The organism is Mesorhizobium sp. B2-2-4 (genome assembly GCF_006442375.1).
Classification (GTDB): Bacteria; Pseudomonadota; Alphaproteobacteria; order Rhizobiales; family Rhizobiaceae; genus Mesorhizobium.
Genome location: NZ_VFWB01000006.1, coordinates 265287 through 290558 on the forward strand (window position 1 = coordinate 265287; position 25272 = coordinate 290558).

Consider the following 25272-nt stretch of genomic DNA (forward strand, 5'->3'; position numbering starts at 1 on the left):
TCCCGTCCGCTGCGCGGACCACTCCTCACCCCCCGCATGGGGGGAGATCGGCAGCTTAAGCGCTGCCGCCAACCTGCCGCGCTGACAATTGGCGAAAGCAAGGAGATAGTCCGATCTCCCCCCTTGCGGGGGAGATGCCCTGCAGGGCAGAGGGGGGTGCCTCGCGCTGACCCAGGCAATGCCTCGCCATGAACATCCTCGTCCTCCACGCCCATCCGGTCGAAACCAGCTTCAATGCCGGCCTGCACCGGACGATCGTCGAGCGACTGACGGCTGCCGGTCATGCGATTGACGACTGCGACCTCTATGCAGAGGATTTCGATCCGCGGCTCTCTCGCCAGGAGCGGCTGGACTACCACAATCCGCGCGGCTCCGCCGACCCTGCGGCGCCGTATGTCGAACGTCTGTTGCGCGCCGATGCGCTGGTGCTTTCCTATCCGGTCTGGAATTATGGCTTTCCGGCAATCCTGAAAGGGTTCTTCGATCGGGTCTTCCTGCCCGGCGTGTCGTTCAAGCTTGTCGACGGCAAGGCGCAGCCGTCGCTGCACAACATCGGGAAGATCGCGGCGGTCACCACCTATGGCGGTAGCCGGTTCCGCGCCATGCTGATGGGCGACCCGCCGCGCAAACTGATCAAGCGCATGCTGCGCGCCACGGTCAAGCCGGGCGCTTCGGTTTCCTATCTGGCGCATTATTCGATGAACATTTCGACCGACGAGACGCGCAAGGCGTTCTTGGCCAAGGTCACGGCCAGCATGGACAGATTCTGATGCGCGCGCTGGTGGTTTATTGCCATCCGGTGCCGGAGAGTTTTTGCGCCGCTATCCGCGACACCGCCGTGGAGGTGCTGACGCGAAAGGGCTGGGAGGTGCGGCTGCTCGACCTCTACGCCGAGAAGTTCGATCCGGTGATGAGCTGCGAGGAACGGCGTTTCTACAACAACCAGGCGCCGCAGGACCTTGCGCTGAAGCCGCATTTCGAGCTGCTCAACTGGGCCGAGGCGATCCTCTTCGTCTATCCGACCTGGTGGTACGGGCTGCCGGCGATGCTGAAGGGTTGGCTCGACCGGGTGTGGGCGACGGACGTCGCCTTCAAGCTGCCGGCCGGCAAGGGGCGGATCAAGTCGCTGATGCGGCATGTGACCAAGGTCGGCGTCATCACCACCTGCGGCGCGCCGACATGGTGGAGCGTCGTCGTCGGCCAGCCCGGGCGCAAGACCTTGCTGCGCGGCATGCGCGCGCTGTGCGCCACGCGCTGCCGGACCTTCTTCCTGGCGCACTATCTGATGGACGCCTCGACGCCGAAGACGAGAGCCGCGTTTCTGGCGAAGGTGCGGGCGAAGCTGGAGCGGTTTTGAGGGGGCGAACTTCCCTTCTCCCACAAGGGGAGAAGGGAAAACCGCGCTACGTCTTCACCCGTTCCGCCTTCGGATCATACATCGGCTTCAGCGATGCCTCGGCCGCAAACCGCTCGCCGGCGATCTCGACCTCATAGGACGAGGCCAGCACATCCGCCTCGGTCTCGTCCTGGCAGGGCACATAGCCCAGCCCGATCGCGCCGCCGAGATGGTGGCCGTAATTGCCTGAGGTGATCGGACCGACGATCTTGCCGTCGCGCAGGATCGCCTCGTTGTGGAAGAGCAGCGGTTGCGGGTCCTTCAGCCGGAACTGGACCAGCCGGCGGCTCAATCCGGCTTCCTTCTTCTTCAACACCGCGTCGCGGCCGATGAAATCGCCCTTGGCCGTCTTCACCGCGAAGCCGAGGCCGGCTTCCAGCACATTGTCTTCGTCGGTGATGTCGTGACCGAAATGGCGGAAAGCCTTTTCGATGCGGCAGGAATCGAGCGTATGCAGCCCGCACAGCTTGAGGCCGACATCGGCGCCGGCCGCTTCGATGGCTTCAAAGACGTGGGCCGCCTGGTCGGTCGAGACATAGAGCTCCCAGCCGAGTTCGCCGACATAGGTGACACGGTGGGCGCGGGCGAGGCCCATGCCGATCTCGATCTCCTGGAACGTGCCGAATGGGTTGTTCTCGTTGGAGAAGTCGTTGGGGCTGACCTTCTGGATCAGTTTTCGCGCATCCGGGCCCATCAGGCAGAGTACGCTTTCGGCAGCGGTTACATCGGTGATGACGACGAACTCATCTGTCAGGTGCTTGCGCAGCCAGGCGAGGTCGCGCTGCAGCGCGGCGCCGGGCACGACGAGGAAATAGGCGGTGTCCGACAGGCGCGACACCGTGAGATCGCTCTCGATGCCGCCGCGCCGGTTGAGCATCTGCGTGTAGACGATCTTGCCCGGCGCCACGTCCATGTCATTGGCGCAGAGTTTTTGCAGGAACGCGCAGGCGTCGCGGCCCTCGACGCGGATCTTGCCGAACGAGGTCATGTCGAACAGGCCGACCTTGTTGCGGACGGCGAGGTGCTCCTCGCGCTGGTTGTCGAACCAGTTCTGCCGCTTCCAGGAATAGCGGTACTCGCGCTCCTGTCCCTCGCGCGCGAACCAGTTGGCGCGCTCCCAGCCGGCGACCTCGCCGAACACGGCGCCGCGCGCCTTCAGATGCTCATGCAGGGGTGAACGGCGCACGCCGCGCGATGTCGCCATCTGGCGATAGGGGAAATGGTCGGCATAGAGCAGGCCGAGCGTTTCGGAGACGCGCTCCTTGAGGTAACGGCGGTTCTTCTGGAAAGGCTGGGCGCGGCGGATGTCGACTTCCCACAGGTCGAACGGTGCCTCGCCGTCGTTGATCCACTGTGCCAGCGCCATGCCGGCGCCGCCTGACGAGACGATGCCGATCGAATTGTAGCCGGTCGCCATCCAGTAGCCACGCAGTTCCGGCGCCTCGCCGAGATAGTATCGGTCGTCGGGCGTAAAACTTTCGGGGCCGTTGAAGAAAGTATGGATGCCGGCGGTGGCCAGCATCGGCATGCGGTTGACGCCCATTTCGAGGATGGGCTCGAAATGGTCCATGTCCTCGGGCAACTGGTCGAAGCAGAAATCCTCACGGATGCCATCCATGCCCCACGGCTTGGCCACTGGCTCGAAGGCGCCGAGCATCATCTTGCCGGCATCTTCCTTGTAATAGGCGCACTCGTCGGGCACGCGCAGCACCGGCAGGCGGCTCAGCCCTGGGATCGGCTCGGTAACGAGGTAAAAATGCTCGCAGGCGTGCAGCGGGATGGTGACGCCGTTCTGGGCGCCCAGTTCGCGCGCCCACATGCCGGCGCAGTTGACGACGATGTCGGTCTCGATCGTGCCTTGCTCTTCACCCTGCGCCCAGGACACGCCGGTGACGCGGCCTGCCTTGGTGTGGACCTTGGTGACCTTCACATTTTCAACGATGGTGGCGCCGCGTTGGCGCGCGCCCTTCGCCAGCGCCATGGCGATGTTGGCGGGGTCGCACTGGCCATCAAGCGGCAGATGCACGGCGCCGACGACGTCGGACACGTTGAGATGCGGGTACATCTCCTTGACTTCCCTGGGCGAAATCTCGCGCACGTCGACATCGAAGGCGCGGGCGAGTGACGCCTGACGGTAGATCTCGTGCTTGCGCTCCTCGGTCAGCGCGACGGTGATCGAGCCGACTTGGCGCATGCCGGTGCCGACCTCGGTCTCGGCTTCCAGCTTGACGTAGAGGTCGGCCGAATATTTCGCCAGCCGCGTCATGTTCTGCGAGCCGCGCAACTGGCCGATCAGGCCGGCGGCATGCCATGTCGTGCCCGAGGTCAGCTGCTTGCGCTCCAGAAGGACGATGTCGGTCCAGCCGAGCTTGGCCAGGTGATAGGCGACCGAGCAGCCCGAAACGCCGCCGCCGATGATGACGGCCCTTGCCTTGGCGGGAATGGTTCTGGGGGAAGGGATGTTCATGCGGCCTCGCGGCGGTAGCTGGAGACAAAGCGGCGCAGCCGGAGTGCTGCTTCCCGCAAGACGGGTTCCGGCTGGCACAGGCTGACGCGGATATGGCCTGCCGCGGCCTCGCCGAAGCTGGAGCCGGGCATGACGCCGACCTTCTCCTTGTCGAGGAAGGCGAAAGCGAATTTCTCGTCGTCGGATTCGACGGCCGATATGTCGAGCATGACATACATGCCGCCTTCGGAGCCGCGCACGCCGACATCGTTCATGCCTCGCACGGCGTCGAGCAGGACGGCGCGTCGCGCCGCATAGCGTTCGGCGATTTCCTTCACGCCATAACCCTTCTCCAGCGCCTCGGTGCAAGCGATCGAGATGAAGGCCGGGAGGCCGTAGGTCGTCACCAGATTGAGGTTGGTCAGCAGCGAGATCATCTCGCTCGGGCCGGTCAGCCAGCCCATGCGCCAACCGGTCATGCCATGGCTCTTGGACATGGAATTGATGACCAGCGTGCGCTCAGCCATGCCGGGCAGGGAACGCGGCGAGATGTGCTCGCCACCGCCGAGCGTCCAGTAGACTTCGTCGGACAGCAGCCACAAATCGTGCTCGCGGCAGACCTCGGCCAGCTGTTCCAACCGTTCGCGCGAATAGACGGCTCCGGTCGGGTTGTTCGGCGTGTTGATCAGGATGGCGCGCGTATTCGGCCGAAGTGCCGCCCGGATCATGTCGGCGCGGGGCTGGAAACCGTCCTCGGCCGGCGTCTCGACAACCGTGAAGGTCGCGCCCGCGGCGCTGAAGGTGTTGGGGTAGGTCGCGTAGTATGGCGCGACCACGATGGCGTGGTCGCCCGGATCGAGCACGGCCTGCACGGCGGCGTAGAGCGCCGCCTGGCCGCCCGGCGTAGCGATGACCTGGTCCGGCGTCGTCCCGACGCCCGTGCAGGCGACCGAGGCCGCCGCCATCGCCTTGCGCAGGCGCGGCAGGCCGGGCAAAGGGGTATAGTGGTGATTGCTGCCGCGAACCGCGGTCACGCAAGCCTCGATCGTTTCGGAAGGTGTGTCGAAATCGTGATCGCCGACCGACAGCATGATGATGTCCTCGCCGGCTTCCTTGCGGGCCCATGCGGCGAAGTGGACTTCCCAGCCATCCTTGCCCGACGGCACGATGCCTGAAATGCGCGATGATGGTTTTGGCATCAGGCTCTCAACCTTTCGTTCTTCGGATCCCACAAGGGCTCATCGTTCTGCACGACCGCCTTGAAACGGTCGCCGAAGATCTCGATCTCCACGGCGGTGCCGGGCTCCGCCAGATCGGCACGCAGCATGCCGAGCGCGATCGACTTGCCGACGCGATGGCCCCAGCCGCCCGACGTCGTCTCGCCGACGATCTGGCCGTCATGCCACAGCGTCGACATGTAGGGCGCGTCGCAATCGCCGGGGTTTTCGACCACCAGCGTGACGAAGCGCTTCTTGACGCCCTGCTGCTTCTCGTTCTGGAGCGCCGCCTTGCCGCGGAACTCGGGCTTGTCCCATTTGACGAACCGCTCGAGCCCGCCTTGCAGGATCGAGTAGTCGGTCGAGAGGTCGCCTTTCCAGGTGCGATAGCCCTTTTCAAGCCGCAACGAATCCAGCGCGTACATGCCGAATGGTTTCAGGCCGTGCGGCTGTCCCGCCGCGCAGATGGTGTCGAAAACGGCGGCGGTGTCGTCGACCCTGGTGTGGATTTCCCAGCCGAGTTCGCCGGCGAAGGAGACGCGGACCAGCTTCGCCCAGCGCCCGGCGATCTTGGTTTCCTGATGCGTGAGCCACGGCAAGGTCAGGTCGGCCTCACAGACGGCGGCGAGGATTTCCCGCGACTTGGGTCCGGCCAGGATTTGGGTGGAGAATTCCTCGGTCCGGTCGATCAGCTTGAAAGTCGCATCGACGGGCATGTGCGATTTCAGCCATTCGAAATCATGCCATTGCGCCACCGCCGCTGTGATCAGCGTCATGGATTCCTCGCCGTGGCGCACCACCGACATTTCGGTGACGATGCGGCCCTTGTCGTCGGAGAAATAGACGAGACCGATGCGGCCGGGCTTCGGCACGAGGCCGGTCACTTGCCGGCTAAGCCATTCGGCGGCGCCCGGACCTTCGAGGTTGAAGCGCGAAAAACCCGGCAGGTCGAGGATGCCGGCGGCGTCGCGGACGGCCAGGCATTCCTCGCGCACGCGGTGCTGCCACGGCCCGTCGCGACGGAAGGTGAGCGTTGCTTCCTCCGAGACGTCGTCGCCATCCTGCGCATACCAGGTGGCGCGCTCCCAGCCATTATAGGCGTCGAAGCGCGCGCCGAACGCCTTCATGCGATCATGGATCGGCGACAATTTCCTGTCGCGCCCCGCCGGCCAGGCATGGCGCGGAAACTGGATGGCGTATTCGTTGCCGTAGATCTCCATGCCTTTGGCAACGCAGTAATCCGGAGCCGAAGCGAAGGACGTGAAGCGGCGCGGGTCGCAAGACCACATGTCCCATTCGGTCTGGCCTTGCGTGACCCATTCGGCCAACACCTTGCCTGCACCGCCGCCTTGCGCGATGCCGAAGGTGAAGACGCAGGCCTCGAACGCATTGGGGACGCCCGGCATCGGCCCGATCAGCGGATTGCCGTCCGGCGCATAGGGGATCGGGCCGTTGATGACCTTGGACAGGCCGGCGGTGCCCAGGATCGGCACGCGGGCGACGGCGTCTGCCAGATAATGTTCCAGCCGGTCGAGATCGTCGGGGAAAAGCTGGAAGGAAAAATCCTCCGGCATCGGATCGTTGTGACCCGCCCAATGCGCGCGGCAATTGCGCTCATAGGGGCCGAGATTCATGCCGTTCTTTTCCTGGCGCAGATAGTAGGAAGTGTCGACGTCACGCAGCAGCGGCAGCTTCCTGCCCTGTTCCTTCGACCATGCGGCGAGCTCGGGGATCTCCTCGAACAATATGTACTGATGGCTCATCACCATCATCGGCACCTCGCGGCCGAACATTTTTCCAACTTCGGCGGCACGGTAGCCGGCGGCGTTGACGACGATCTCGCAGCGGATCTCGCCTTGCGGCGTCACGACCACCCATTCGTCCCTTTCGCGGCGCACGCCTGTCACCGGGCAGAAGCGTATGATCCGGGCACCCATGTCGCGCGCGCCCTTGGCCAGCGCCTGGGTCAGCTGCGCCGGGTCTATGTCGCCGTCGCTCGGGTCGTAGAGGGCGCCTTCCAGCTCATGCGTCTCGATGAAGGGATAGCGGCGCTTGATCTCGTCCGTGCCGACGATATCGATGTCCATGCCCTGGTAGCGGCCCATGCCCTTGGCGCGCTGGAACTCCTGCATGCGCTCTTGCGTGTGGGCAAGCCGCAGGGAGCCGGTGACATGGTAGTTCATCGGATAGTCGACGGCCTCGGCCAGCCCGCGATAGAGCTCGGTCGAATAGCGCTGCATGTTCATCAGCGACCAGGACGAGGAGAAGGTCGGCACGTTACCGGCGGCATGCCAGGTCGAGCCGGAGGTGAGTTCATTCTTTTCAAGGAGAACGCAGTCGGTCCAGCCCGCCTTGGCGAGATGGTAGAGCGAGGAGGCGCCGACGACACCGCCTCCGATGATCACCACGCGTGCCGTGCTCGGCAAACCGGCCATGTTCTTCTCCAACCCTTGGTCCAATTTCATTCAATAAACTGGCGGCGAAACCACCCAGATGACGACCGCCGGCTCCATTCCCGGATTGCGCCAGCGGAATGGCTTGCCCTCGAAGCGAAAGGAATCGCCTTCGCCGAGCCGGTGCCATGTCCCCGATATTTCGATGTCGAACGTCCCCGACACGACATATCCAGCCTCTTCGGTTGGCCGGCGCGCCTCGCTCTTGAGCTCAGCGCCCGGCGCGAAGACGGAACGCAGCATCTCGAAGCTACCGCCGAGATCAGGCGACAGAAGCTCCTCCATGAGGCCGGATTCGCTTGTGCCAAGGGTGCGGCGGCTGCCGGCCCGCACGACCGCGCCGCGCTCGCTTTCAATGGGAACGTCGTGGCCGAAGAACAGGCTGACCGGTACGCCGAACAGTTCGCCAAAGGCCCTGAGATCACTGAGCGACGGTGTCGACAGGCCGCGTTCGACCTGGCTGACCCAGCCGACCGACCGGCCGAGTTTCAGGGCGATCTCGGCGAGCGTCAGCCCACGCGCCTTGCGCAACGCCCTGATGTCGCTGGCCAGCAATCGCTCGTAATTTCCCTGCAATGCTTTCGCTGTAGCTGGAGGCAAACCGCGTCCTCGTGAAAAAATCCGATTAAATTTCATGAGATGCCGGTGCGGTGAAAAAATCAAGCGGATTTTCACAGGTGCACAAGAATTGCTTGCGCGATTTTGGCGGTTCATGCAAAGGCTCGGCCGCGAACGGCGAATGGGGACGTCCGATCGGGACACAGGGTAAGGGACGGCCCATGCTTGAAAAGAAGGCTCGAATCACGGCCGATGCCGAGATCGTCGACGACGCGATCGTATCGCGCCGGTCGGTGCGCGCTTTTCTGCCCGACATGGTCGACGACAATACGATCCGCGACATACTGGCGGTCGCGGCACGCGCCCCTTCCGGCACCAATATGCAGCCATGGCGGGTCTATGTCACCAAGGGCGACACCAAGCAGCGGATATCGGATGCCATCCTGAATTCCGGCATCCGTGCTGAAAAGGCCGATTGGGACGAATATCGCTATTATCCCACGCAGTTCTTCGAACCCTACCTGACCCGCCGCCGCGCCAACGGTTTCGGGCTCTACGGCGCGCTCGGCATCGGTCGCCGCGAGGTCGACAAGATGCGTGCCCAGCACGACCGCAACTTCGTCTTCTTCGACGCGCCGGTCGGCATGATCTTCACCATCGACCGCCGGCTTAACCAGGGTTCCTGGATCGACTACGGCATGTTCCTGCAGAACATCATGGTTGCCGCGCGGGGCAGGGGCTTGCACACCTGTCCGCAGGCGGCGTTCGCGCCCTATCACCGGCAGATCAGGCCGGTGCTCGGCATTCCCGACGAGGAGATCGTCGTCTGCGGCATGGCGCTCGGTTATGAAGATACGTCGAAGCCCGAAAACGCCTTCCGAACCGACCGCGTGCCGCTGGAGGAATGGGTGACGTTCAGCGAGTAGGCCGCTGCTGCGCTGCGACATCCGCTATTCCGTGTTCATCTGGGCGCCATGGCCGCTGACATGGGCGCCATCCTGCGGCGTCAGCTTGAGATAGGCTGATAGCGCGCACAGCGTGATGACACCCTCGATCACGAACAGTATCCGGAAGTGATTGGCGACGGCCGGGCCGCCGCCGGCCAGAAACGATAGTGCAGCGGCGGCGAGGCCGACGCTGATCGCCACCGCCAGTTGCCACAATATGTAATAGAGCGCGCTGAAGCGGGCGAGCTGCTCGGGCGCGATGTCGGAATAGGCAAGGTTGCCGGTCGACGCCCATTGCGCGGAGCGGAAGACGCCGAAGATGAAGATGTAGGCAAGCACGATCCACACCGGTGTGGTCGCCTGCATCAGGGCAAAGCCCGCAACCATGGCCGCGACGACGGGCGTGTTGAAAACCAGCACGCGGCGGAAACCGAAGCGGTTGAGCAGGCGAGGCATGAAGACACGCATGACCACCGACCCGACCGCGGCGACGAAGGTCAGCGACCCCGCCTGTACCGCGCTCATGCCGAAGCCGAGCTGGAACATCAGCGGCAGCAGGAAGACGACGGAGCTGAGGCCGATCGTGTCCAGACCGCCGCCGGTGAGGAAGGAGATGCGGAAGGTGCGGATGCGCAGGAGCTTGAGGTCGAGCAGGGGATTGCGCACGCGCAGGCAATAGAACGAGGCGACCGTCAGGATGACCAGCGCCAGGACAAGCTCGGCCGCGATCACGCCGGCGGCCGCATCTTTCGCCGCCAGCGAATCCATGCCGAAGACAAGCAGGACCATGCCGCTGCCGACCAGCAGGAAGCCCGGGAAATCGAACGGCGTGCGCACGGGTTTGGTCACCGTCGGAAACAGCGAGGCGGCAAGGACAGCCGCGGCCAGCGCGAAGGGCACGTTGATGAAGAAGATCCAGCGCCAGGAAATGTAAGTGGTCAGCGCGCCGCCGACGAGCGGACCGACGAGCGGCCCGGACTGGCCGGCCAGCGAGATATACATGTTGATCTTCAGCGTCCGGCTTCGAGGGAAGGTCGACAGGATGACGACCTGGCCGAGCGTGCCCATCAGTGCGCCGCCGAAGCCCTGCAGCGCGCGGGCGCCGACCAGCGTCCAGATATTGTTCGATAGGCCGCACAGCGCCGACGAGGCGGCGAATACCAGCAGCGCAAAGCAATAGACGTTGCGCAGGCCGAAGCGGTCGGCGGCCCAGCCGCCGAGCGGCATCGAGATGATCAGGCTGGCGACGTAGACCGTGATCAGCAGGCCAAGCTGGCTCGGTGGACGGCCAAGGCTTTCGCTGATGCCGGGCAGCGCCGTCACCACGACATTCTGGTCGAGACTGGTCATGAACACGCCGCAGGCGACCGTCAGCGGCAGCAGGAGCAGGGCTCTGGCTGGCACATCGGCGCGATCGGTGGCGCCGGCGGATATTTCTGCGGTCATGGAGATATTCGAACCAAACGGATGCGCGGATTCTGGAGACGGGTTTTGTTACCCTTCGGACCGGCTTGACGGCCATGTCATGCCAGTATGACGGCCGCCGGCGCATTGCTGTAGCGTCAGAGCCGGCCGGCCTTGATGCCAGAATTCGTCGACCCCGAGCCTACTGTACCTCGTAGCCGACTTCCTCGCTGGCGTGACACAGCGCCTTCCAGAAGGAGCGCGCGAAAGAACGGAAGACGTAGATGTCGAACTGGTCGCCGCCGGTGCGCTGGACCTGGGCGAAGACATCGTGATGGGTGGTCGAGCGGCCGGCGCCGAGCGGGAAGGCCGGCAGCGCGAAATCGATGGCGAAGAACTTCGCCAGCACCCATTCGGCCTTCGGTCCGGCGATGCGGATCACGCTGCGGCCATGCGAAAGATCGGTCACCGTGCCGATGGCGGGGGTCACCACGCCCGCGAAAGCCGCGGCCAGCCCCTCGGCTTCGTCGGCTACGGTGAACTTTCCCGGTGCGAAACCGAATGCCGATTTGGCGCCATTGGTGGCGCCACCGCCGGCACCGTCGGGCAACGTAAGCCCGGCGACGGCGCGGATGCCTGATATCAGTTTCTTCTCTTCGCCCGGCCAGGCGGCGAGCTGCACGATCGAGCCCGGTCTCGTCTCGGTCAGGATGACCTCGACACCATGTTCGAAATTGCCGTGCGAGCCGACATGGAATTCCGGTTCCAGCGGTGAAAGGCGCTCAACCATGCATGCGGCTCCCGTCCGGATCGTAGAAGTGGTTGGAAACGATCTCGACCGGTCCGAACCGGTTGCGCAGCGGATCGGAGACATGGGCGCGCGAGCCGTGCCTGGCCTTGCCGCCTTTGATCAGCGCCAGCGCGATGTGCTTGCCAAGCGCCGGCGAATAGCAGCAGGCCGTGATGTGGCCGATGGAGCCGTGCGGGTTGGACTCGTCAAGCTCCTCGACGATATGCGCGCCGCCGTTGAGCGGCCTGTTGTCGAGCGAGACCAGGCCGACAAGTTCCAGCCGGTCGGGCGAGATGAGGCCCTCGCGGTCCATCATCGCCGAGCCGATAAACGGCTTCTTCTTCGACAGCATCCAGTCGAGATGCAGGTCGCGCGCCGTGGTGCGGCCGTCGATCTCGGCGCCCGTCACATGGCCTTTCTCGATGCGCATCGTGCCCAGCGCTTCCAGTCCGTAGGTTACCAGTCCGAACGGCTTGCCGGCCTCGATAAGCGCTTCCCAGACATGGGTGCCGTGGTCGGCGCCGCAATAGACCTCGAACGCCATTTCGCCGGAGAAGGACAGCCGGCAGATCATCACCGGCACACCAGCGATCTGGCCATGCACGATACCCATGAACGGCAGCGCCGCATTGTCGACAGCGGTGCCGGCGACGCAGCCGGCCAGGATCTGCCTGGCTTTTGGCCCGCCGATCGCGGCGCCCGCCCACTGGTCGGTCACGGAGGTGACATGAACCTTGAGCTCCGGCCAGACCACATCGAGGAAATATTCCAGATGCTGCATCACCTTGCCGGCATTGGCCGTGGTGGTGGTCATCAGGAAATCCTGTTCACCGAGCCGCCATGTGGTGCCGTCGTCGAAGGCCAGCCCGTCCTCGCGCAGCATCAGCCCGTAGCGCGCCTTGCCGACGGCCAGCGTGGAAAACATGTTGGTGTAGATACGGTCGAGGAATTCGGCCGCGTCCGGACCTTGCACCGCGATCTTGCCCAGCGTCGAGACATCGACGATGCCGGCGCTTTCGCGCGTCGCCCTGGCCTCGCGCACATAGGCCTGCTCGACCGTTTCGCCGGCAAGGGCGTAGATCATCGGCCGGTACCACAGGCCGGCGGAATACATGGTCGCGCCATTGGCGACATGCCAGTCATGCATCGGCGTCAGCCGTTCGGGCTTGAGGTCGCCGAAGCGCTCCGCCGCCAGTGATCCGATCGAAACCGGTGCAAAAGGCGCCCGGAAGCGTGTCGTGCCGACTTCCGGGATCGGCTTGCCCAGCGCCTCGGCCATGATGGCCAGGCCGGGGACGTTGGAATTCTTGCCCTGGTCGGTCGCCATGCCGAGCGTGGTGTAGCGTTTCAGATGCTCGACCGAGACGAAGCCTTCGCGGTGCGCCAGCCGCACGTCCTCCGACGTCACGTCGTGCTGGAAGTCGACGAAGCTCTTGCCGCTGGCCCTGATCTCGAACACCGGCGCCGGATCGGGATCGCAAGCTACGGCTTCGACCGGGGGCAGTGCGGCCGGCGTGGCTTGCGCGCCTGCCGCGGCAAGGCCCGCGGCGCGGCCCTCGATCATTGCTTCGGCCGTGGAAAAGCTGCCGGTGAAGGCGCCGGCGCCAATCCAGTTCTGCGTCGGCTTCGGCGGCAGGAAGGCTTGTCGGGCGGCATTCCACTGCGCCTTGCCGCCGGCCTGGCTGGCCAGATGGATGGTTGGCGACCAGCCGCCCGACATCAAGAGGCAGTCGGCATGGATGCTGCGGGCGTCGCCGGTGAGCGTGCCGTTGGTCATGTCGAAGCGCTGCAGCTTGACGCCGGAGAGCGCCTTGCCGCCCTCAGTGGCGATCACGGCATGGCCGGGAAAGATCTCGGCTTCGGTCTCCTCGGCCAGCTTGCGCATTTCGCCCGAAAGCTCGGGACGGACATCGACAATCGCGGCAATCCTTGCGCCGGCCTTCTTCAGCGCCAGGGCGCAGCGATAGGCGCTGTCATTGTTGGTGAACAGCGCGACCGTCTGCCCCGCCAGCACGCCGAATTCGTTGGCGTAGCGCTCCGCGGCATGCGCCAGCATCACGCCCGGGCGGTCATTGCCCGGAAATACGAGCGGCCGTTCGAAAGCGCCGGTGGCCAAGACCACCGATCGGGCGCGGATCGCCCAATAGCGATGGCGCGGTTCGCCCTTGCCGGGTGTCTCCTTGTAATCGGTGACGCGCTCAAGGGCGGCAAGCGTATTGCTGTCGTAGTAGCCCCAGACCGTGGTGCGCGGCAGAAGCCGGACGTTGTCGTAACCCTCGAGCTGGGCCACGGTTCGCCTGGCCCAGTCGGCCGCCGGCAGGTCATCGATCGTCTCGTTCGACCAGTTGGCAGAGCCGCCGAAACGCGGATCGAGTTCGGCAAGCATGACGCGCGCGCCCTGATCAGCAGCGGCCTTGGCGGCCGTCAGCCCGGCAGGGCCGGAGCCGACCACCAGCACGTCGCAAAAGGCGTTCATGCGCTCATAGCGCGCCGGGTCGGCGGTGGAACCGGCCCGGCCGAGGCCGGCGGCGCGGCGGATGAAATGCTCGCAAAACATCCAGAAGCGCGTGCCCTTCAGCGGCCCGATCACCGGACCCATGAAGGTCTTGTAGTAGAAGCCGGCCGACAGGAGCTTGCCGCCGAGCTGGTTGACGGCGCTGACGTCCCAGGCCAGCGACGGAAAACGGTTCTGGCTGACGGCGACCAGCCCGTCATGAATCTCGACCATGGTCGCCGCGATGTTGGGCTCGCGGACCTCGCCCTTCAGCACCGTCACCAGCGCGTTCGGCTCTTCCACGCCTGCTGTCAGGAGGCCGCGCGGGCGGTGGTATTTGAACGAGCGCCCGTAAAGCGTGACGCCGTTGGCCAGCAGCGCCGAAGCCAGCGTATCGCCGGCATGGCCGGTGTAGGGCGTGCCATCAAAGGTGAAGCGGATGGTCTTCAGCCGGTCGATGCGGCCGCCGGTCTCGGTCCGGCGCGGGCTCACGATCTGCCCTCCGCCTTGCGCCGCGCGACCGGACCGTGATCGCCGCGTGCGAAGGCGACGCTGGAAATCTCATGCGTCAGCGTGTTGCGCACGACCCTGAGATGCGCGCGACAGCCGCCGGAATGCTGCCAGATCTCGTTGTGGTCTCCGGCCGGGTTCAGCCGGTCATAGACATAGGCGTTCCAGGCTTCGAAGTTCTGCGAGGCGGGGTCGGGACGCTCGCGGTTGCCGTCACCCTGGTAGGTGAACTCGATGACGTCGCGCGGGCCGCAATAGGGACAAGTGATCAACATCGGATATTCCTGGTGCAGCCTTGCTTGGTGAAGCCTTGCTTGGAGAGATATTGTTCAGTGCAGTCTGGGATTGGCGCCCTGGCCTTTGTCGTCGATCACCAGGCCGCGATGGAAGCGGTCGAGCGTGAAGGGGGCGTTGAGGTCATGCGGCTCGTCCTTGGCGATGGTCCAGGCAAAGCACCAGCCGGAGGCGGGCGTCGCCTTGAAGCCGCCATAGCACCAGCCGCAGTTGAGATACATGCCGGGCAGGGGCCCGGTGGTGATGATGGGCGAGCCGTCCATCGACATGTCGCAGACGCCGCCCCAGGAGCGCAGCATGCGCACGCGGGCAAGCCCCGGGAACAGCGCCAGCATCTCGCTCATCACCTCGTCGACGATGGGCAGGTTGCCGCGCTGGGCGTAGCTGTTGTAGCCGTCGATGTCGCCGCCGTAGACGAGGCCGCCCTTGTCCGATTGCGACATGTAGAAATGGCCCATGCCGAACGTGACGACCGTATCGATGAAGGGCTTCAGCGATTCGGTGACGAAGGCCTGCAGCACATGGCTCTCGATCGGCATCGTCTCGATGCCGGCAAGCTGCATCACCCGGCCGGTGCTGCCGGCCACCGCGACCGCCACCTTCTTGGCGCGGATGTCACCGCGTGATGTGGTGACGCCGGTGATGCGGTCGCCGTCGCGCAGGAAGCCGGTGACCTCGCAATTCTCGATGATGTCGACGCCGCGCCGGTCGGCGCCGCGCGCATAGCCCCAGGCCACGGCGTCGTGGCGGGCGGTGCCGGCGCGCCGCTGCATCAGGCCGCCGACCACGGGGAAGCGTGCATCACTGGAAATATCGAGCGCGGGGATCAGGCGCTTGATTTGCGCCGGCGTCATCAGTTCGGCGTCGACACCGAGATGGCGCATGGCGTTGCCGCGCCGTGCATAGTCGTCGAACTGGGCCGGCGTGTGCGCCAGGTTCAGGCAGCCGCGCTGCGAGAACATGACGTTGTAGTTGAGATCGTGCGACAGGTTCTCCCACAGCTTCATCGAATGCTCGTAGAAGCGGGTGTTGGCGGGCAGCAGATAGTTGGAGCGCACGGCGGTGGTGTTGCGGCCGACATTGCCGGAGCCGAGCCAGCCTTTTTCCAGCACCGCGACATTGGTGATGCCGTGTTCCTTGGCGAGATAATAGGCGGTCGACAACCCGTGCCCGCCGCCACCGATGATGATGACGTCGTAGGATGCCTTCGGGTCCGGCTTGCGCCAGGCCGGCTTCCAGTCCTTGTTTCCCTTGAGCGCATTCGCGAGCAGCGAAAGGGCCGAGTACTCTGCCATGGATATGATGTCCGTTTCGGGCGATGCGGCAGACTATAGAGCAGGCCGCACGCGCAAAGCCAATATTGCGCCATCGCCTTTCGACTGGCCGACGCTCCGGCCACCGCCAGATCAGCGCAGGTGCGGTCGGATCAGGCGACGAGTCCGGGTGACGGGGTCCTTCGCCGGCGCGCTGTTGATGGAGCATTGAACGAAAAAACCCGCCTGTGCGGCGGGTCGTTGGCGCAACTCAGCACCATGACTGAATATCTACCATAGCTGCCTTCACCCAGTCAAGAAAAAATTCCTATCATAAAGCTGCCGGCACAACGGGACTGGCGGTCGTCAGGTCTTTGTTGCCCCGAGTTCGGAGCCCTGGCGGTCGGATGCGACGGCTTGCCCCATGATATGGCCGTCTTTATCAAGGACAGGCAAATTCAATTGCCATTGCCGCCTTGAGTCGCCAACAAATCATGTTTTTCAAATTGCTTCGTCTCGTCTTGATGTTCGCGCTTGTCGTTTCGGCGCCGCTTTCGTTCGATGCGTCGGCGCAAGGGCTTGGCCAGGCGCCTGCCGGACTGGTCGCCGACCAGCAGAAAATCCTTCAGGACCTGACGACCAAGACCGATAATTTCGACAAGAAGATCCAGCAGGACGGCGACGACGACGCCACTCTCGTCGATATCCGCCTGCAACTCGAGGAACTGTCGCGGCAATCGCTGAACAGCGCGCTGGCCTTCCGCACCCGCCTTAGCGAGATCAACAGCCGGCTCGAGCAGCTTGGCCCGGCACCCGCCGCAGGCCAGCCGCCGGAACCCGACATCGTCAGCACCGAGCGCCAGGCGCTGGTCTCCGAAAAGGCCGAGATCAACGCGGTCATCGCGCAGGCGCAGACGCTGTCGATCCGCATCAGCGGGATGATCGACAAGATCGGCAACATGCGCCGCGAGCTTTTCCGCAATCTCCTGACCAAGCGCTATGTGCTGTCGGATGCACTGAGCTCGCAGGTCCTTTCCGACGCCCGCGACGAATTCGGCAATTTCTACAAGGCGGTCTCGTCCTGGCTGAGCTTCGCCTTCAGGTTCAAGTTCCAGGCCGTTCTGGCGGCAACCTTCGTGGCGCTCGGGCTGGCCCTTGTGCTTCTGGTCGGCGGCCGGCGGTTGTTTGGACGGGTGTTCGAAGCCGATCCGTCCAATGAGGACCCGTCCTATCTCAGCCGCCTGTCGGTGGCCTTCTGGTCGACATTGCTGCCGACGCTGGCGGTCGGCGCCTTTCTGGGTTCGACGATTTTCTTTTTCAACTATTACAACGTTTTGCGCGGCGATATTGGCCTCTTCCTCAATGCGCTGGCGACCGTCATTGGGGGAGTGTTCTGCGTCAACCGGCTGGCCAATGCGGCACTCGAGCCGCGTCTGCCCAACTGGCGCCTGATCCCCGTCGAAACCGGGCCGGCGCGCTGGCTGGTTCGCCTGACCACCGCCATGGCGGTGGTCATCGGCGTCAACTATTTCCTGTCGATCGTCAACGACAATATGGGCTGGCCCCTTTCGCTGACCATTGCGCGCAGTTTCGGCGCCGCGTTGATCGTCGGCGTCATTCTGATCCTGATGGCGATGCTGAGACCGTTCAAGGCGCGTGACGGAAGCTGGCGCCCGTGGCCGGCATGGCTGCGCTATACGTCGCTGGCGCTCGGGTTTTTCACCATCATCGCAGCGCTGCTCGGCTATATCGGGCTCGCCCTTTTCGTTTCGTTCCAGGTCGTCGTCACCGGCACGGCGCTCGTCACCGCTTATATCGGCTTCCTGTCGGCACAGGCGATCGGCGACGAGGGCGCCTTCGCCAACACGTCGATCGGGCGCTGGCTGTCGGCCAATTCCAGCTACGAAGACACCGCGCTCGACCAGCTCGGCCTTGTCGTCAGCGTGGCCATCAATGTGATGATCGTGCTGGTCTTCCTGCCGCTGATCCTGTTGATGTGGGGCTTCCAACTGGGCGACATCCAGGCCTGGGCGTACAAACTGGCGACCGGGATTAATATCGGTTCGGTGACGATTTCGGTCACCGGCATCCTGTCGGGCATCGTCGTCTTCATCATCGGCTATTTCCTGACGCGCTGGTTCCAGGGCTGGCTCGACGGTTCGGTGATGGCGCGCGGCAAGGTCGACACGGGGGTGCGCAACTCGATCCGGCTGGCCGTCGGCTATGCCGGCGTGGCACTTGCGGCACTGATCGGCATCTCGGCGGCGGGCATCGACCTGTCCAGCCTGGCGCTGGTCGCCGGCGCGCTTTCCCTCGGCATCGGCTTTGGCCTTCAGAACGTGGTGTCGAACTTCGTCTCGGGCCTGATCCTGCTGGCCGAGCGGCCGTTCAAGGTCGGCGACTGGATCGTCGCCGGCGACATCAGCGGCACCGTCAAGAAGATCAGCGTGCGCGCCACCGAGATCGAGACCTTCCAGCGGCAGTCGGTGATCCTGCCCAATTCGAACCTGATCAACAACGCCGTCGGCAACTGGACGCACCGCAACAAGCTCGGCCGCATCGACATCAAGGTCGGCGTCGCCTATGGCAGCGACGTCAAGCAGGTGCACGCCGTCCTGCTCGAGATCGCCCGCGGTCATCCGCTGGTGCTGAAGAACCCCGAACCCTTCGTGCTGTTTTCCAATTTCGGGCCTGCCGCGCTGGAATTCGAGATCCGCCTGTTCCTGGCGGATGTGATGAACGGCAACATCGTGCAGAACGATATCCGCTTCACCGTGCTGGAGACGTTCAGCGACCAGCATATTGAGATACCCTCGACGCCACGCGCGGTCGTCGAGCCCAAGCATGCGAAGGCCTGGCCGACCGACGACGACAAGATCGAGGCCGATTTCGCCGAGCAGGAACGAGCAAAGGCGGAAGCCGCGGCCGAGGCCAAACGTCTAGCCAGATCGGGACGCAAGGCGAAGAAACCTGATCCGGATTAGATCGGCGATCGGAAGGTTTCAGGCCGTCGAAACCAATTGCGGCATGAATGCGGCATTCAGTTGCGGTTCAGCTTCCATCTCATATAAGCTCCCATGCAAAGGCGAGGATGCCTTGCGAAATGCAACAGAGGCGGTGGGAACACCGATATTGCACATGTGGAAGTCTCTCGTCGCTGCCGTCGCCTTGCTCGCCGTGAGCGGCTCGGCCCATTCCGCCAGCGCGGTCAACAAGGACGCCGAGACCCGCACGCTGATCGTGACGGAAGGCGGCAGCAAGACCGACCTGGCGTTGGCCGCCGGCGAAACCGTGGAATTCTGCCCGAATGGCTGCTTCGTCACCTTGCCCAATGGCGACCTCGAAGCCCTGACCGGCTCGGAAACGGTCGAGATCTCGGGCGGCATCGCCCGCATCAAGTAATTTTTGCCCACATCTCTCGAGAGGCCGGACATTTGCCCGGCCTTTTATTGTTTCCGGTAGCGGTTGTTTAACAATGACACGGGAAATACCGCCGTGACAGCCGCCCACAACCCGGCGTTTTAACGTTCGTTACGCCGTCTCCCCGCTATACGTCTTGCGAAGACGCCGACAAACGGCGCGGCGGGTTCGAGGCAGGGCAGGACGACATGGACGCGCGGTCCGACGGAAACGCAATACCGCTTGCGGTCGATCTCGACGGCACGCTGATCGCGACCGACCTGCTATGGGAAGGACTGTTCATCCTTCTCAAGAAGAACCCGCTCTACATTTTCCTCGTGCCTTTCTGGGCCGCCGCCGGGCCGGCCCGGCTGAAGCAGGCCATCGCCCAGCGCGTCGATATCGATCCCGCGTCGCTGCCTTACCGCGCGCCATTGCTCGACCGCATACGGGCCGAGCATGCCGAAGGCCGCAAGATCGTGCTGGCGACAGGCACGCCGCGCAAATTCGCCGACGCCATCGCTCGCCACCTCGGTGTCTTCGACAGGGTGCTTGCGACGGACGGGGTCGACAATCTGACTTCCGGCAAGAAACGTGCCTCGCTTGTCGCGGCCTATGGCGATGGCGGCTTCGACTATGCCGGCAACAGCCGCCATGATCTCCAGGTTTTCGATGCGGCACGCAGCGCGATCGTGGTGGCGCCGGACCGCCACGCCGCGCGCTGGCAGGCGGCGCATGGCGCCGAAACCATGTCGGCGCCGAAACCGACATTGCGGACCATCGTCAAAATGCTGCGCGTGCATCAGTGGCTGAAGAATTCGCTGATCGCGGTGCCGATGGTGCTGTCGCATGAATATTTCAACGCCGGCATGATCTGGGAGTGCGTGCTGGCGTTCATCTCGTTCAGCGCGGTGGCGTCGGCCATCTATATCCTCAACGATTTCTTCGACCTGGCGCTTGACCGCAAGCATGCCACCAAGCGTCACAGGCCATTCGCCAGCGGCGCGCTCTCCATCCCGTTCGGGATCGGCGCGATCGCGGTGCTGCTGGCGATCGGCATCGGCACAGGACTGTTTCTGGCGCCCGAATTCCTCGCCGTGCTCGGCGGCTACATGGCTGTCACCACGGCTTATTCGCTGTCATTCAAGCGCATGCTGCTGGTCGACGTGCTGACGCTGGCCGGCCTCTACACGATCCGCGTTCTGGCGGGCGCGGCCGCGACCGGCGTCGAGGTCTCGTTCTGGCTGCTCGCCTTCTCGATCTTCTTCTTCCTGTCGCTGGCGCTGGTGAAGCGCTTCGTCGAATTGCGCACCACGGCCATTCCACCCGGCGAGCGCATTGCCGGGCGCGGATATCGCACCGAGGACCAGGAGATCGTCGCCCAGGCCGGCATGGCTTCGGCCTTCTCCTCGGCACTGGTGCTGGCGCTCTACATGGACAGTGTCGCGGTGCGTGAGCTCTACCCGCATCCCTGGCTGATCTGGCCGCTGCCGCCGATCGTGCTTTATCTCACCATGCGGGTCTGGATCCTGGCGCGTCGCGATGAGATGCATGACGATCCGGTCGTGTTCATCATCCGCGACTGGCGCAGCCAGATCGTGGTGCTGATCGGCGCCGTGCTGCTGGTGATTGGGGGCTGGTAGACATGGCCGGCGAGCGCTTCGACAGCTTCGGGCGCGCGACGTTGCCCGCGCCCCGCGTCATCGGCATCGATGACGCGATCGTGTTGCTGAAGGGCGGCCAGGCCAGGCAAGCCTCGCTGCTTGCTTATGGCAATGGCAGATCCTACGGCGATTCCTGCCAGAACGAGGCCGGCGCGGTCGTCGACATGCGGCCGCTGAACCGCATCCGCGCCTTCAATGCCGAGACCGGCCTTCTCGAAGCGGATGCGGGCGTGCTTTTGTCCGACATCATTGCCCACGCCGCGCCCTACGGCTTCTTCCCGGCAGTCGTTCCGGGCACGCAGTTCGTCACGCTCGGCGGCGCCATAGCCAACGACGTCCACGGCAAGAACCATCACCGGCGCGGCACGTTCGGCTGCCATGTCGAAAGCCTCACGCTGCTGCGGTCCGATGGACAGACCTACCGCTGCTCCGCCACGGACAATCCGCGGTTGTTCCGGGCGACGATCGGCGGCATGGGGCTGACAGGCCTGATCCTGTCGGCCTCGATCCGGTTGATGCGGGTGCATTCCCTCGACATCATCGAGAAGGTGACGCCGTTTCGCGACCTGGGCGAGTTCTTCGACCTGGCCGAGGCGGCGGACCAGGCCAATGAATATGCCGTCGCCTGGATCGATCAGCTCGCCGGCGGCAGGCGCAGCGGGCGCGGCCTGCTGTTCACAGGCAACCACGCCGAGCATGGCTCGCACACCGCCGCGCGTGCCGGCGGCAATTTCGCGGTGCCGTTCCAGCCGCCTTTCAATGTGCTCAGCCGGCCGTTCCTGAGCGCCTTCAATGCGGCCTACCGATGGCGGAAGGGCCGCTCTGCCGCGCCGCGCCAGGTCGGCTACCAGGACTTCTTCTTCCCGCTGGACGGTGTGCGCGATTGGAACAGGCTTTACGGTCCGAACGGGCTGTTCCAGCACCAGAGCGTTGTGCCGGAAGAAGCCGCGCGTGAAGCGGTGCCGATGCTGCTCGCGGCTGCCAGGCGGGCGGGGCAGGGCTCGTTCCTCACTGTTCTGAAACGCTTCGGCGGCGTCCGATCCCCGGCGCTGCTCTCCTTCCCGCGGCCTGGCTACACGCTGACGCTGGATTTCCCCAACAGGGGAGCCGCGACCCTGGCATTGCTGGATGAACTCGACCGCATCGCCATCGGAGCCGGCGGAGCGGTCAACCCCTACAAGGATGCGCGCATGAGTGCCGCGACCTTCGCCGCGTCCTTTCCGGAGTGGTCGCGGCTGGAGGCGCAGCGCGATCCGGCCTTCATGTCCGGCTTCTGGGCGCGCACCGCGAAAAACATCGACCTGGGAAGGCGGGGCGCCGAGGCCGCCGAATAGATAAAATTGAAATGGATCTTGGTTAGCGACTGGTTAACGAGGAGATTTACTCAAAATATCCTTGTGAGTTCACGAAATCTTTTCGGGTTTGTAATAGAAGGCGTCACGGGTGGGTGAGCAGCTATGAAATATATCGTCTTCATTCTCTTTACGGTCATGACCAATGCGGCCGCGCAGCTGATGCTGAAGCAAGGCATGATGTCGCTTGGGCCGATCTCGTTCGAAGGCGCCAACCCGCTTATCAAGCTGTTGCAGATCGTCTTCAGCCCCTGGGTGTTCCTCGGCCTGTGCACCTTCGTCATTTCCATGGCCTCGCATCTCTACGTGCTGTCCAAGGTCGAGCTTTCCTTTGCCTATCCCTTCCTTAGCCTCGCCTATGTCGCCGTCGCGGTCTTCGCCTATTTCGTCTTCCGCGAGGACCTCAATGGCTGGCGCATCGCGGGTATCGCCTGCATTTGCGTGGGCACGGTGCTGATCGCCCAAAGCGGCCGAGACTTGGGTGTCCGCGGGCATGACGAGCAGACCGTTTCCATCACTCCCGGCAAGATCGGCACCAGCGAGATAGTTCGATGAGACATGTGATTTTCGGCGGCGACGGCTTTGTCGGTCGCCACCTTGCCCCGAAGCTCGTGGCGGATGGCGAGGAGGTTGTCGTCGCCGACATCGTCAAGAGCGATCTTGCGCATTACCGCAACGTCGGCTTCATCCATTGCGACGTGACCGATCCCGCATCGGTGGCGGCGGTTGGGCTGAAGGCCGACGACATGGTCTACAATCTGTCGGCAAAGATGCTGTCGCCGATCCAGGTGCGCGCCAAGCGGCACGATTTCTTCTTTCCGGTCAATTTCCATGGCACCGAGCATATCATGCAGGCGATGGACAAGGCTGGCGCACCCAGGCTTGTCCACTACACGACCGACATGATCTACGGCCATACGGTTACCTTCCCGATGACCGAGGAGCATCCGGTCGCGCCGCTCGGCGAATATGGCTGGTCGAAGCAGAAGACGGAGGAACTGGCCGCCGAATGGCGCAAGCGCGGCATGTTGATCTCGCTGTTTCGTCCGCGCCTGATCATCGGTCCCGGCCGCCTCGGCATCCTTGAAAAACTGTTCAAGCTGATCGACTGGAACCTTCCAGTGCCGATGATCGGCTCGGGCCGGAATCCATACCAGTTCATTTCTGTTTTCGATTGTGCGGAAGCTGCCCGCGCGGCCTGGAAAGCCGGCGTACCAAACGAGGCCTATAATCTGGGTTCGCTCAACCCGCCGCCGGTCAGGAAATTGCTCGGCGACCTGATCAGGCATGCCGGTTCGAAATCGATCCTGATCCCGACACCGGGCTGGGCGGTGAAGCGCACGCTGGACCTGCTCGACCTGATGAACCTGCCGATCATGGATCCGGAGCAATATCTGATCGCCGACGAGGAGTGCGTGCTCGACGTTTCCAAAGCGGGACGCCAGCTTGGCTGGGTGCCGCAACATCGCGACGAGGACATGCTGATCGCCGCCTACAGTGAATACCGCGCCAGGAAGGCCGGCCACGCCGTCGCCACCAAACATGTGCCCGCCGAATAGCAGCCCGCCAACAGTTTCATTTGCGCACGATCCCCGATCCTGCGCGCGGACAGGAGATTGAAATGACCGTCATGGCCAAGCCCGATCAGGCGAGCGCGCGCACCATGATCAGCGCGCCGGCGCTGTCGCCAGCCACCATCGCCAAGCCTGACCTGATCAGCGTCGAGCAGGCCAAGGCGATGGACGTCGCTGCGATGACCGACCTGTTCAAGGCGCATCTCAACCCGGGCCAGCTGCATTTCATGAAGCTGCTCGGCTTCCACAAGATCAAGATCGAGCGCGCCGAGGGCATGTTCTACATCGACCAGAACGGCCGCAAGATCCTGGATTTCTTCGGCGGCTTCGGTTCGCTGGCCTTCGGCCACAACCATCCGCGCATCCTCGAAGCGCGGAAAAAATTCCAGGAGGAGAAGCGCCAGGAGATCGCCATCGCCTTCATGTCGCAATATGCGGCCGCGTTGGCGCACAACATCGCCAAATGTTCGCCCGGCGATCTCGACATGGTGTTTCTGGGCTCGTCCGGCTCGGAAGCGATGGAAGCGGCGGTAAAACTCGCCGAGCGTGCCGCCGGCCCGAAGCGGCCGAAAATCGTCTATGCCGAGAATTCCTTCCACGGCAAGACCAAGGGTGTGCTGGCGATCACCGACGGCCAGCTCTACCGCGCCGATTTCAAGGTGGCGGACAATGCGGTCCGGATTCCGTTCGCGGACATCGAAGCGGTCGAGCGCGCATTCCGCGCCGATCCCGAGATCGGCGTCATCGTGCTGGAAACCATCCAGGGCGGCGGCGGCATCATCCAGGCGCCCGCGGAATATTGGCGGAAGCTGCGCGCATTGTGCGATCAATACGGTGTGCTGTGGGTGGCCGATGAAGTGCAGTGCGGCTATGGCCGCTCCGGCCGCTTCTATGCTTTCGAACATTATGGCGTCGTTCCCGACGTGACGGCGCTCGCCAAGTCGCTCGGCGGCGGCAAGGCGGCGGTCGGCGCGATGGTCGCCAGGCGCGAGATCTATATGAAGGCCTACGGCACGCCGAAGACGGCGATGATCCATGCCATGGCGACTTTCGGCGGCATGGGCGAGGCCTGCGTCACCTCGATCGAAGCGCTCAACGTTCTCTATGACGAGGGCCTGATCGACAATGCCGCCGCTACCGGCGAGTACCTTTTGCAGCGCCTCCAGGCACTGAAGGACAAATACCCCAAGATCATCAAGGACGTCCGCGGTAAGGGGCTCATGATCGGGCTCGAGTTCCATGATTTCTCGCAGACATTGCCGACCGTGTTGCGGCCGGTGGTCAGCGTGCTTGACGACAAGCTGAAGGGTTCGCTGTCGGGCTTTATCGGCGCGCTGCTGCTGCGTGACTATGACGTGTTGGTCGCCTTCACCGAGTACAACCGCAACGTCATCCGGCTCGAGCCGCCGCTGATCTGCCAGCGCGAGCATGTCGACCGGTTTGTCGACGCTTTCGACAGCCTTTTGTCGCGCGGCATTGTGGGAATCGTGAAGGATTTCGTCAAAAGCCAGGTTCGTTGAG

The 25272-nt window shown here is 64.0% G+C and carries 19 protein-coding genes; 10 read left to right on the top strand and 9 right to left on the bottom strand.

Annotated elements, in window-relative coordinates:
• The first annotated feature begins 188 nt into the window (after positions 1–188).
• Both FJ959_RS17335 and FJ959_RS17340 read left to right on the top strand, forming a co-directional pair.
• Entirely contained in the window at positions 189–770 is a 582-nt protein-coding gene (locus FJ959_RS17335) for an NAD(P)H-dependent oxidoreductase (RefSeq protein ID WP_140631062.1), read from the top strand.
• Positions 770–1357: an NAD(P)H-dependent oxidoreductase gene (locus FJ959_RS17340; RefSeq protein ID WP_140521127.1), complete on the top strand. Its 588-nt coding sequence runs from the start codon at positions 770–772 to the stop codon at positions 1355–1357. The genes FJ959_RS17335 and FJ959_RS17340 overlap by 1 nt, the downstream gene beginning before the upstream one ends.
• Positions 1358–1403: 46 nt before the next feature.
• On the opposite strand, the gene FJ959_RS17345 is transcribed toward FJ959_RS17340, so the two are convergent.
• The 4 genes from FJ959_RS17345 to FJ959_RS17360 are packed head-to-tail and all read right to left on the bottom strand — an operon-like array spanning position 1404 to position 8067.
• The gene (locus FJ959_RS17345; protein WP_140631065.1) at positions 1404–3863 is read right to left on the bottom strand and encodes an FAD-dependent oxidoreductase; all 2460 of its coding nucleotides are present in this window, start codon (positions 3861–3863) and stop codon (positions 1404–1406) included.
• Positions 3860–5041, bottom strand: a complete 1182-nt coding sequence (locus FJ959_RS17350; RefSeq protein ID WP_140495619.1) for a pyridoxal phosphate-dependent aminotransferase — start codon at positions 5039–5041, stop codon at positions 3860–3862. Before FJ959_RS17350 ends, FJ959_RS17345 begins: the two co-directional genes overlap by 4 nt.
• Positions 5041–7494 carry an FAD-dependent oxidoreductase gene (locus FJ959_RS17355; protein WP_140631067.1) on the bottom strand — a complete coding sequence of 818 codons (2454 nt, stop codon included), beginning with the start codon at positions 7492–7494 and terminating at the stop codon, positions 5041–5043. The genes FJ959_RS17350 and FJ959_RS17355 overlap by 1 nt, the downstream gene beginning before the upstream one ends.
• Positions 7495–7524: 30 nt before the next feature.
• Positions 7525–8067 carry an XRE family transcriptional regulator gene (locus FJ959_RS17360; protein WP_224681008.1) on the bottom strand — a complete coding sequence of 181 codons (543 nt, stop codon included), beginning with the start codon at positions 8065–8067 and terminating at the stop codon, positions 7525–7527.
• Between the two features lie 224 nt (positions 8068–8291).
• On the opposite strand from FJ959_RS17360, the gene FJ959_RS17365 reads away from it, so the two are divergent.
• Positions 8292–8996: a nitroreductase gene (locus FJ959_RS17365; protein WP_181169597.1), complete on the top strand. Its 705-nt coding sequence runs from the start codon at positions 8292–8294 to the stop codon at positions 8994–8996.
• A 24-nt stretch (positions 8997–9020) separates the two neighbouring features.
• Here the strand turns inward: FJ959_RS17365 and FJ959_RS17370 are convergent, their stop codons facing one another.
• The 5 genes from FJ959_RS17370 to FJ959_RS17390 form a co-directional block, all read right to left on the bottom strand.
• Complete coding sequence (locus FJ959_RS17370) at positions 9021–10463, bottom strand: MFS transporter (RefSeq protein ID WP_140631071.1); 1443 nt, start codon at positions 10461–10463, stop codon at positions 9021–9023.
• A gap of 160 nt (positions 10464–10623) precedes the next feature.
• Positions 10624–11211, bottom strand: coding sequence for a sarcosine oxidase subunit gamma (locus FJ959_RS17375; protein WP_140495624.1), 588 nt, complete (start codon positions 11209–11211; stop codon positions 10624–10626).
• Positions 11204–14197, bottom strand: coding sequence for a sarcosine oxidase subunit alpha (locus tag FJ959_RS17380; protein ID WP_140631073.1), 2994 nt, complete (start codon positions 14195–14197; stop codon positions 11204–11206). Before FJ959_RS17380 ends, FJ959_RS17375 begins: the two co-directional genes overlap by 8 nt.
• Positions 14194–14490 carry a sarcosine oxidase subunit delta gene (locus FJ959_RS17385; RefSeq protein ID WP_140516363.1) on the bottom strand — a complete coding sequence of 99 codons (297 nt, stop codon included), beginning with the start codon at positions 14488–14490 and terminating at the stop codon, positions 14194–14196. The genes FJ959_RS17380 and FJ959_RS17385 overlap by 4 nt, the downstream gene beginning before the upstream one ends.
• Positions 14491–14544: 54 nt before the next feature.
• Positions 14545–15804 carry a sarcosine oxidase subunit beta gene (locus tag FJ959_RS17390; RefSeq protein ID WP_140495627.1) on the bottom strand — a complete coding sequence of 420 codons (1260 nt, stop codon included), beginning with the start codon at positions 15802–15804 and terminating at the stop codon, positions 14545–14547.
• A 452-nt stretch (positions 15805–16256) separates the two neighbouring features.
• Here FJ959_RS17390 and FJ959_RS17395 point away from each other — a divergent pair, with 452 nt between their 5' ends.
• The 7 genes from FJ959_RS17395 to FJ959_RS17425 all read left to right on the top strand — a co-directional run bounded on the left by FJ959_RS17395 (position 16257) and on the right by FJ959_RS17425 (position 25271).
• Positions 16257–18746, top strand: coding sequence for a mechanosensitive ion channel family protein (locus FJ959_RS17395; protein WP_140631075.1), 2490 nt, complete (start codon positions 16257–16259; stop codon positions 18744–18746).
• Positions 18747–18900: 154 nt separating this feature from the next.
• Complete coding sequence (locus FJ959_RS17400) at positions 18901–19164, top strand: hypothetical protein (protein WP_140495629.1); 264 nt, start codon at positions 18901–18903, stop codon at positions 19162–19164.
• 206 nt (positions 19165–19370) lie between these two features.
• Positions 19371–20804: a UbiA family prenyltransferase gene (locus tag FJ959_RS17405; protein WP_140623250.1), complete on the top strand. Its 1434-nt coding sequence runs from the start codon at positions 19371–19373 to the stop codon at positions 20802–20804.
• Positions 20805–20806: 2 nt separating this feature from the next.
• Positions 20807–22159, top strand: a complete 1353-nt coding sequence (locus FJ959_RS17410) for an FAD-binding oxidoreductase (protein WP_140495631.1) — start codon at positions 20807–20809, stop codon at positions 22157–22159.
• Positions 22160–22282: 123 nt separating this feature from the next.
• Positions 22283–22732 carry an EamA family transporter gene (locus tag FJ959_RS17415; protein ID WP_140559606.1) on the top strand — a complete coding sequence of 150 codons (450 nt, stop codon included), beginning with the start codon at positions 22283–22285 and terminating at the stop codon, positions 22730–22732.
• Positions 22729–23736, top strand: a complete 1008-nt coding sequence (locus FJ959_RS17420; RefSeq protein WP_140495633.1) for an NAD(P)-dependent oxidoreductase — start codon at positions 22729–22731, stop codon at positions 23734–23736. The genes FJ959_RS17415 and FJ959_RS17420 overlap by 4 nt, the downstream gene beginning before the upstream one ends.
• Positions 23737–23840: 104 nt before the next feature.
• A complete protein-coding gene (locus FJ959_RS17425; protein ID WP_181169601.1) occupies positions 23841–25271 on the top strand; it encodes an aspartate aminotransferase family protein in 1431 nt (476 codons plus the stop codon).
• Position 25272 lies beyond the last annotated feature (1 nt).

Excerpts from the sequence above, each read along its gene's own strand:
- FJ959_RS17425 (WP_181169601.1), top strand. The coding sequence starts at position 23,841 with ATGATCAGCGCGCCGGCGCTGTCGCCAGCCACCATCGCCAAGCCTGAC.
- FJ959_RS17420 (WP_140495633.1), top strand. The coding sequence starts at position 22,729 with ATGAGACATGTGATTTTCGGCGGCGACGGCTTTGTCGGTCGCCACCTT.
- FJ959_RS17405 (WP_140623250.1), top strand. The coding sequence starts at position 19,371 with ATGGACGCGCGGTCCGACGGAAACGCAATACCGCTTGCGGTCGATCTC.
- FJ959_RS17400 (WP_140495629.1), top strand. The coding sequence starts at position 18,901 with ATGTGGAAGTCTCTCGTCGCTGCCGTCGCCTTGCTCGCCGTGAGCGGC.
- FJ959_RS17350 (WP_140495619.1), bottom strand. The coding sequence starts at position 5,041 with ATGCCAAAACCATCATCGCGCATTTCAGGCATCGTGCCGTCGGGCAAG.
- FJ959_RS17390 (WP_140495627.1), bottom strand. The coding sequence starts at position 15,804 with ATGGCAGAGTACTCGGCCCTTTCGCTGCTCGCGAATGCGCTCAAGGGA.
- FJ959_RS17365 (WP_181169597.1), top strand. The coding sequence starts at position 8,292 with ATGCTTGAAAAGAAGGCTCGAATCACGGCCGATGCCGAGATCGTCGAC.
- FJ959_RS17415 (WP_140559606.1), top strand. The coding sequence starts at position 22,283 with ATGAAATATATCGTCTTCATTCTCTTTACGGTCATGACCAATGCGGCC.
- FJ959_RS17395 (WP_140631075.1), top strand. The coding sequence starts at position 16,257 with ATGTTTTTCAAATTGCTTCGTCTCGTCTTGATGTTCGCGCTTGTCGTT.
- FJ959_RS17335 (WP_140631062.1), top strand. The coding sequence starts at position 189 with ATGAACATCCTCGTCCTCCACGCCCATCCGGTCGAAACCAGCTTCAAT.
- FJ959_RS17375 (WP_140495624.1), bottom strand. The coding sequence starts at position 11,211 with ATGGTTGAGCGCCTTTCACCGCTGGAACCGGAATTCCATGTCGGCTCG.
- FJ959_RS17355 (WP_140631067.1), bottom strand. The coding sequence starts at position 7,494 with ATGGCCGGTTTGCCGAGCACGGCACGCGTGGTGATCATCGGAGGCGGT.
- FJ959_RS17340 (WP_140521127.1), top strand. The coding sequence starts at position 770 with ATGCGCGCGCTGGTGGTTTATTGCCATCCGGTGCCGGAGAGTTTTTGC.
- FJ959_RS17410 (WP_140495631.1), top strand. The coding sequence starts at position 20,807 with ATGGCCGGCGAGCGCTTCGACAGCTTCGGGCGCGCGACGTTGCCCGCG.
- FJ959_RS17345 (WP_140631065.1), bottom strand. The coding sequence starts at position 3,863 with ATGAACATCCCTTCCCCCAGAACCATTCCCGCCAAGGCAAGGGCCGTC.
- FJ959_RS17370 (WP_140631071.1), bottom strand. The coding sequence starts at position 10,463 with ATGACCGCAGAAATATCCGCCGGCGCCACCGATCGCGCCGATGTGCCA.
- FJ959_RS17385 (WP_140516363.1), bottom strand. The coding sequence starts at position 14,490 with ATGTTGATCACTTGTCCCTATTGCGGCCCGCGCGACGTCATCGAGTTC.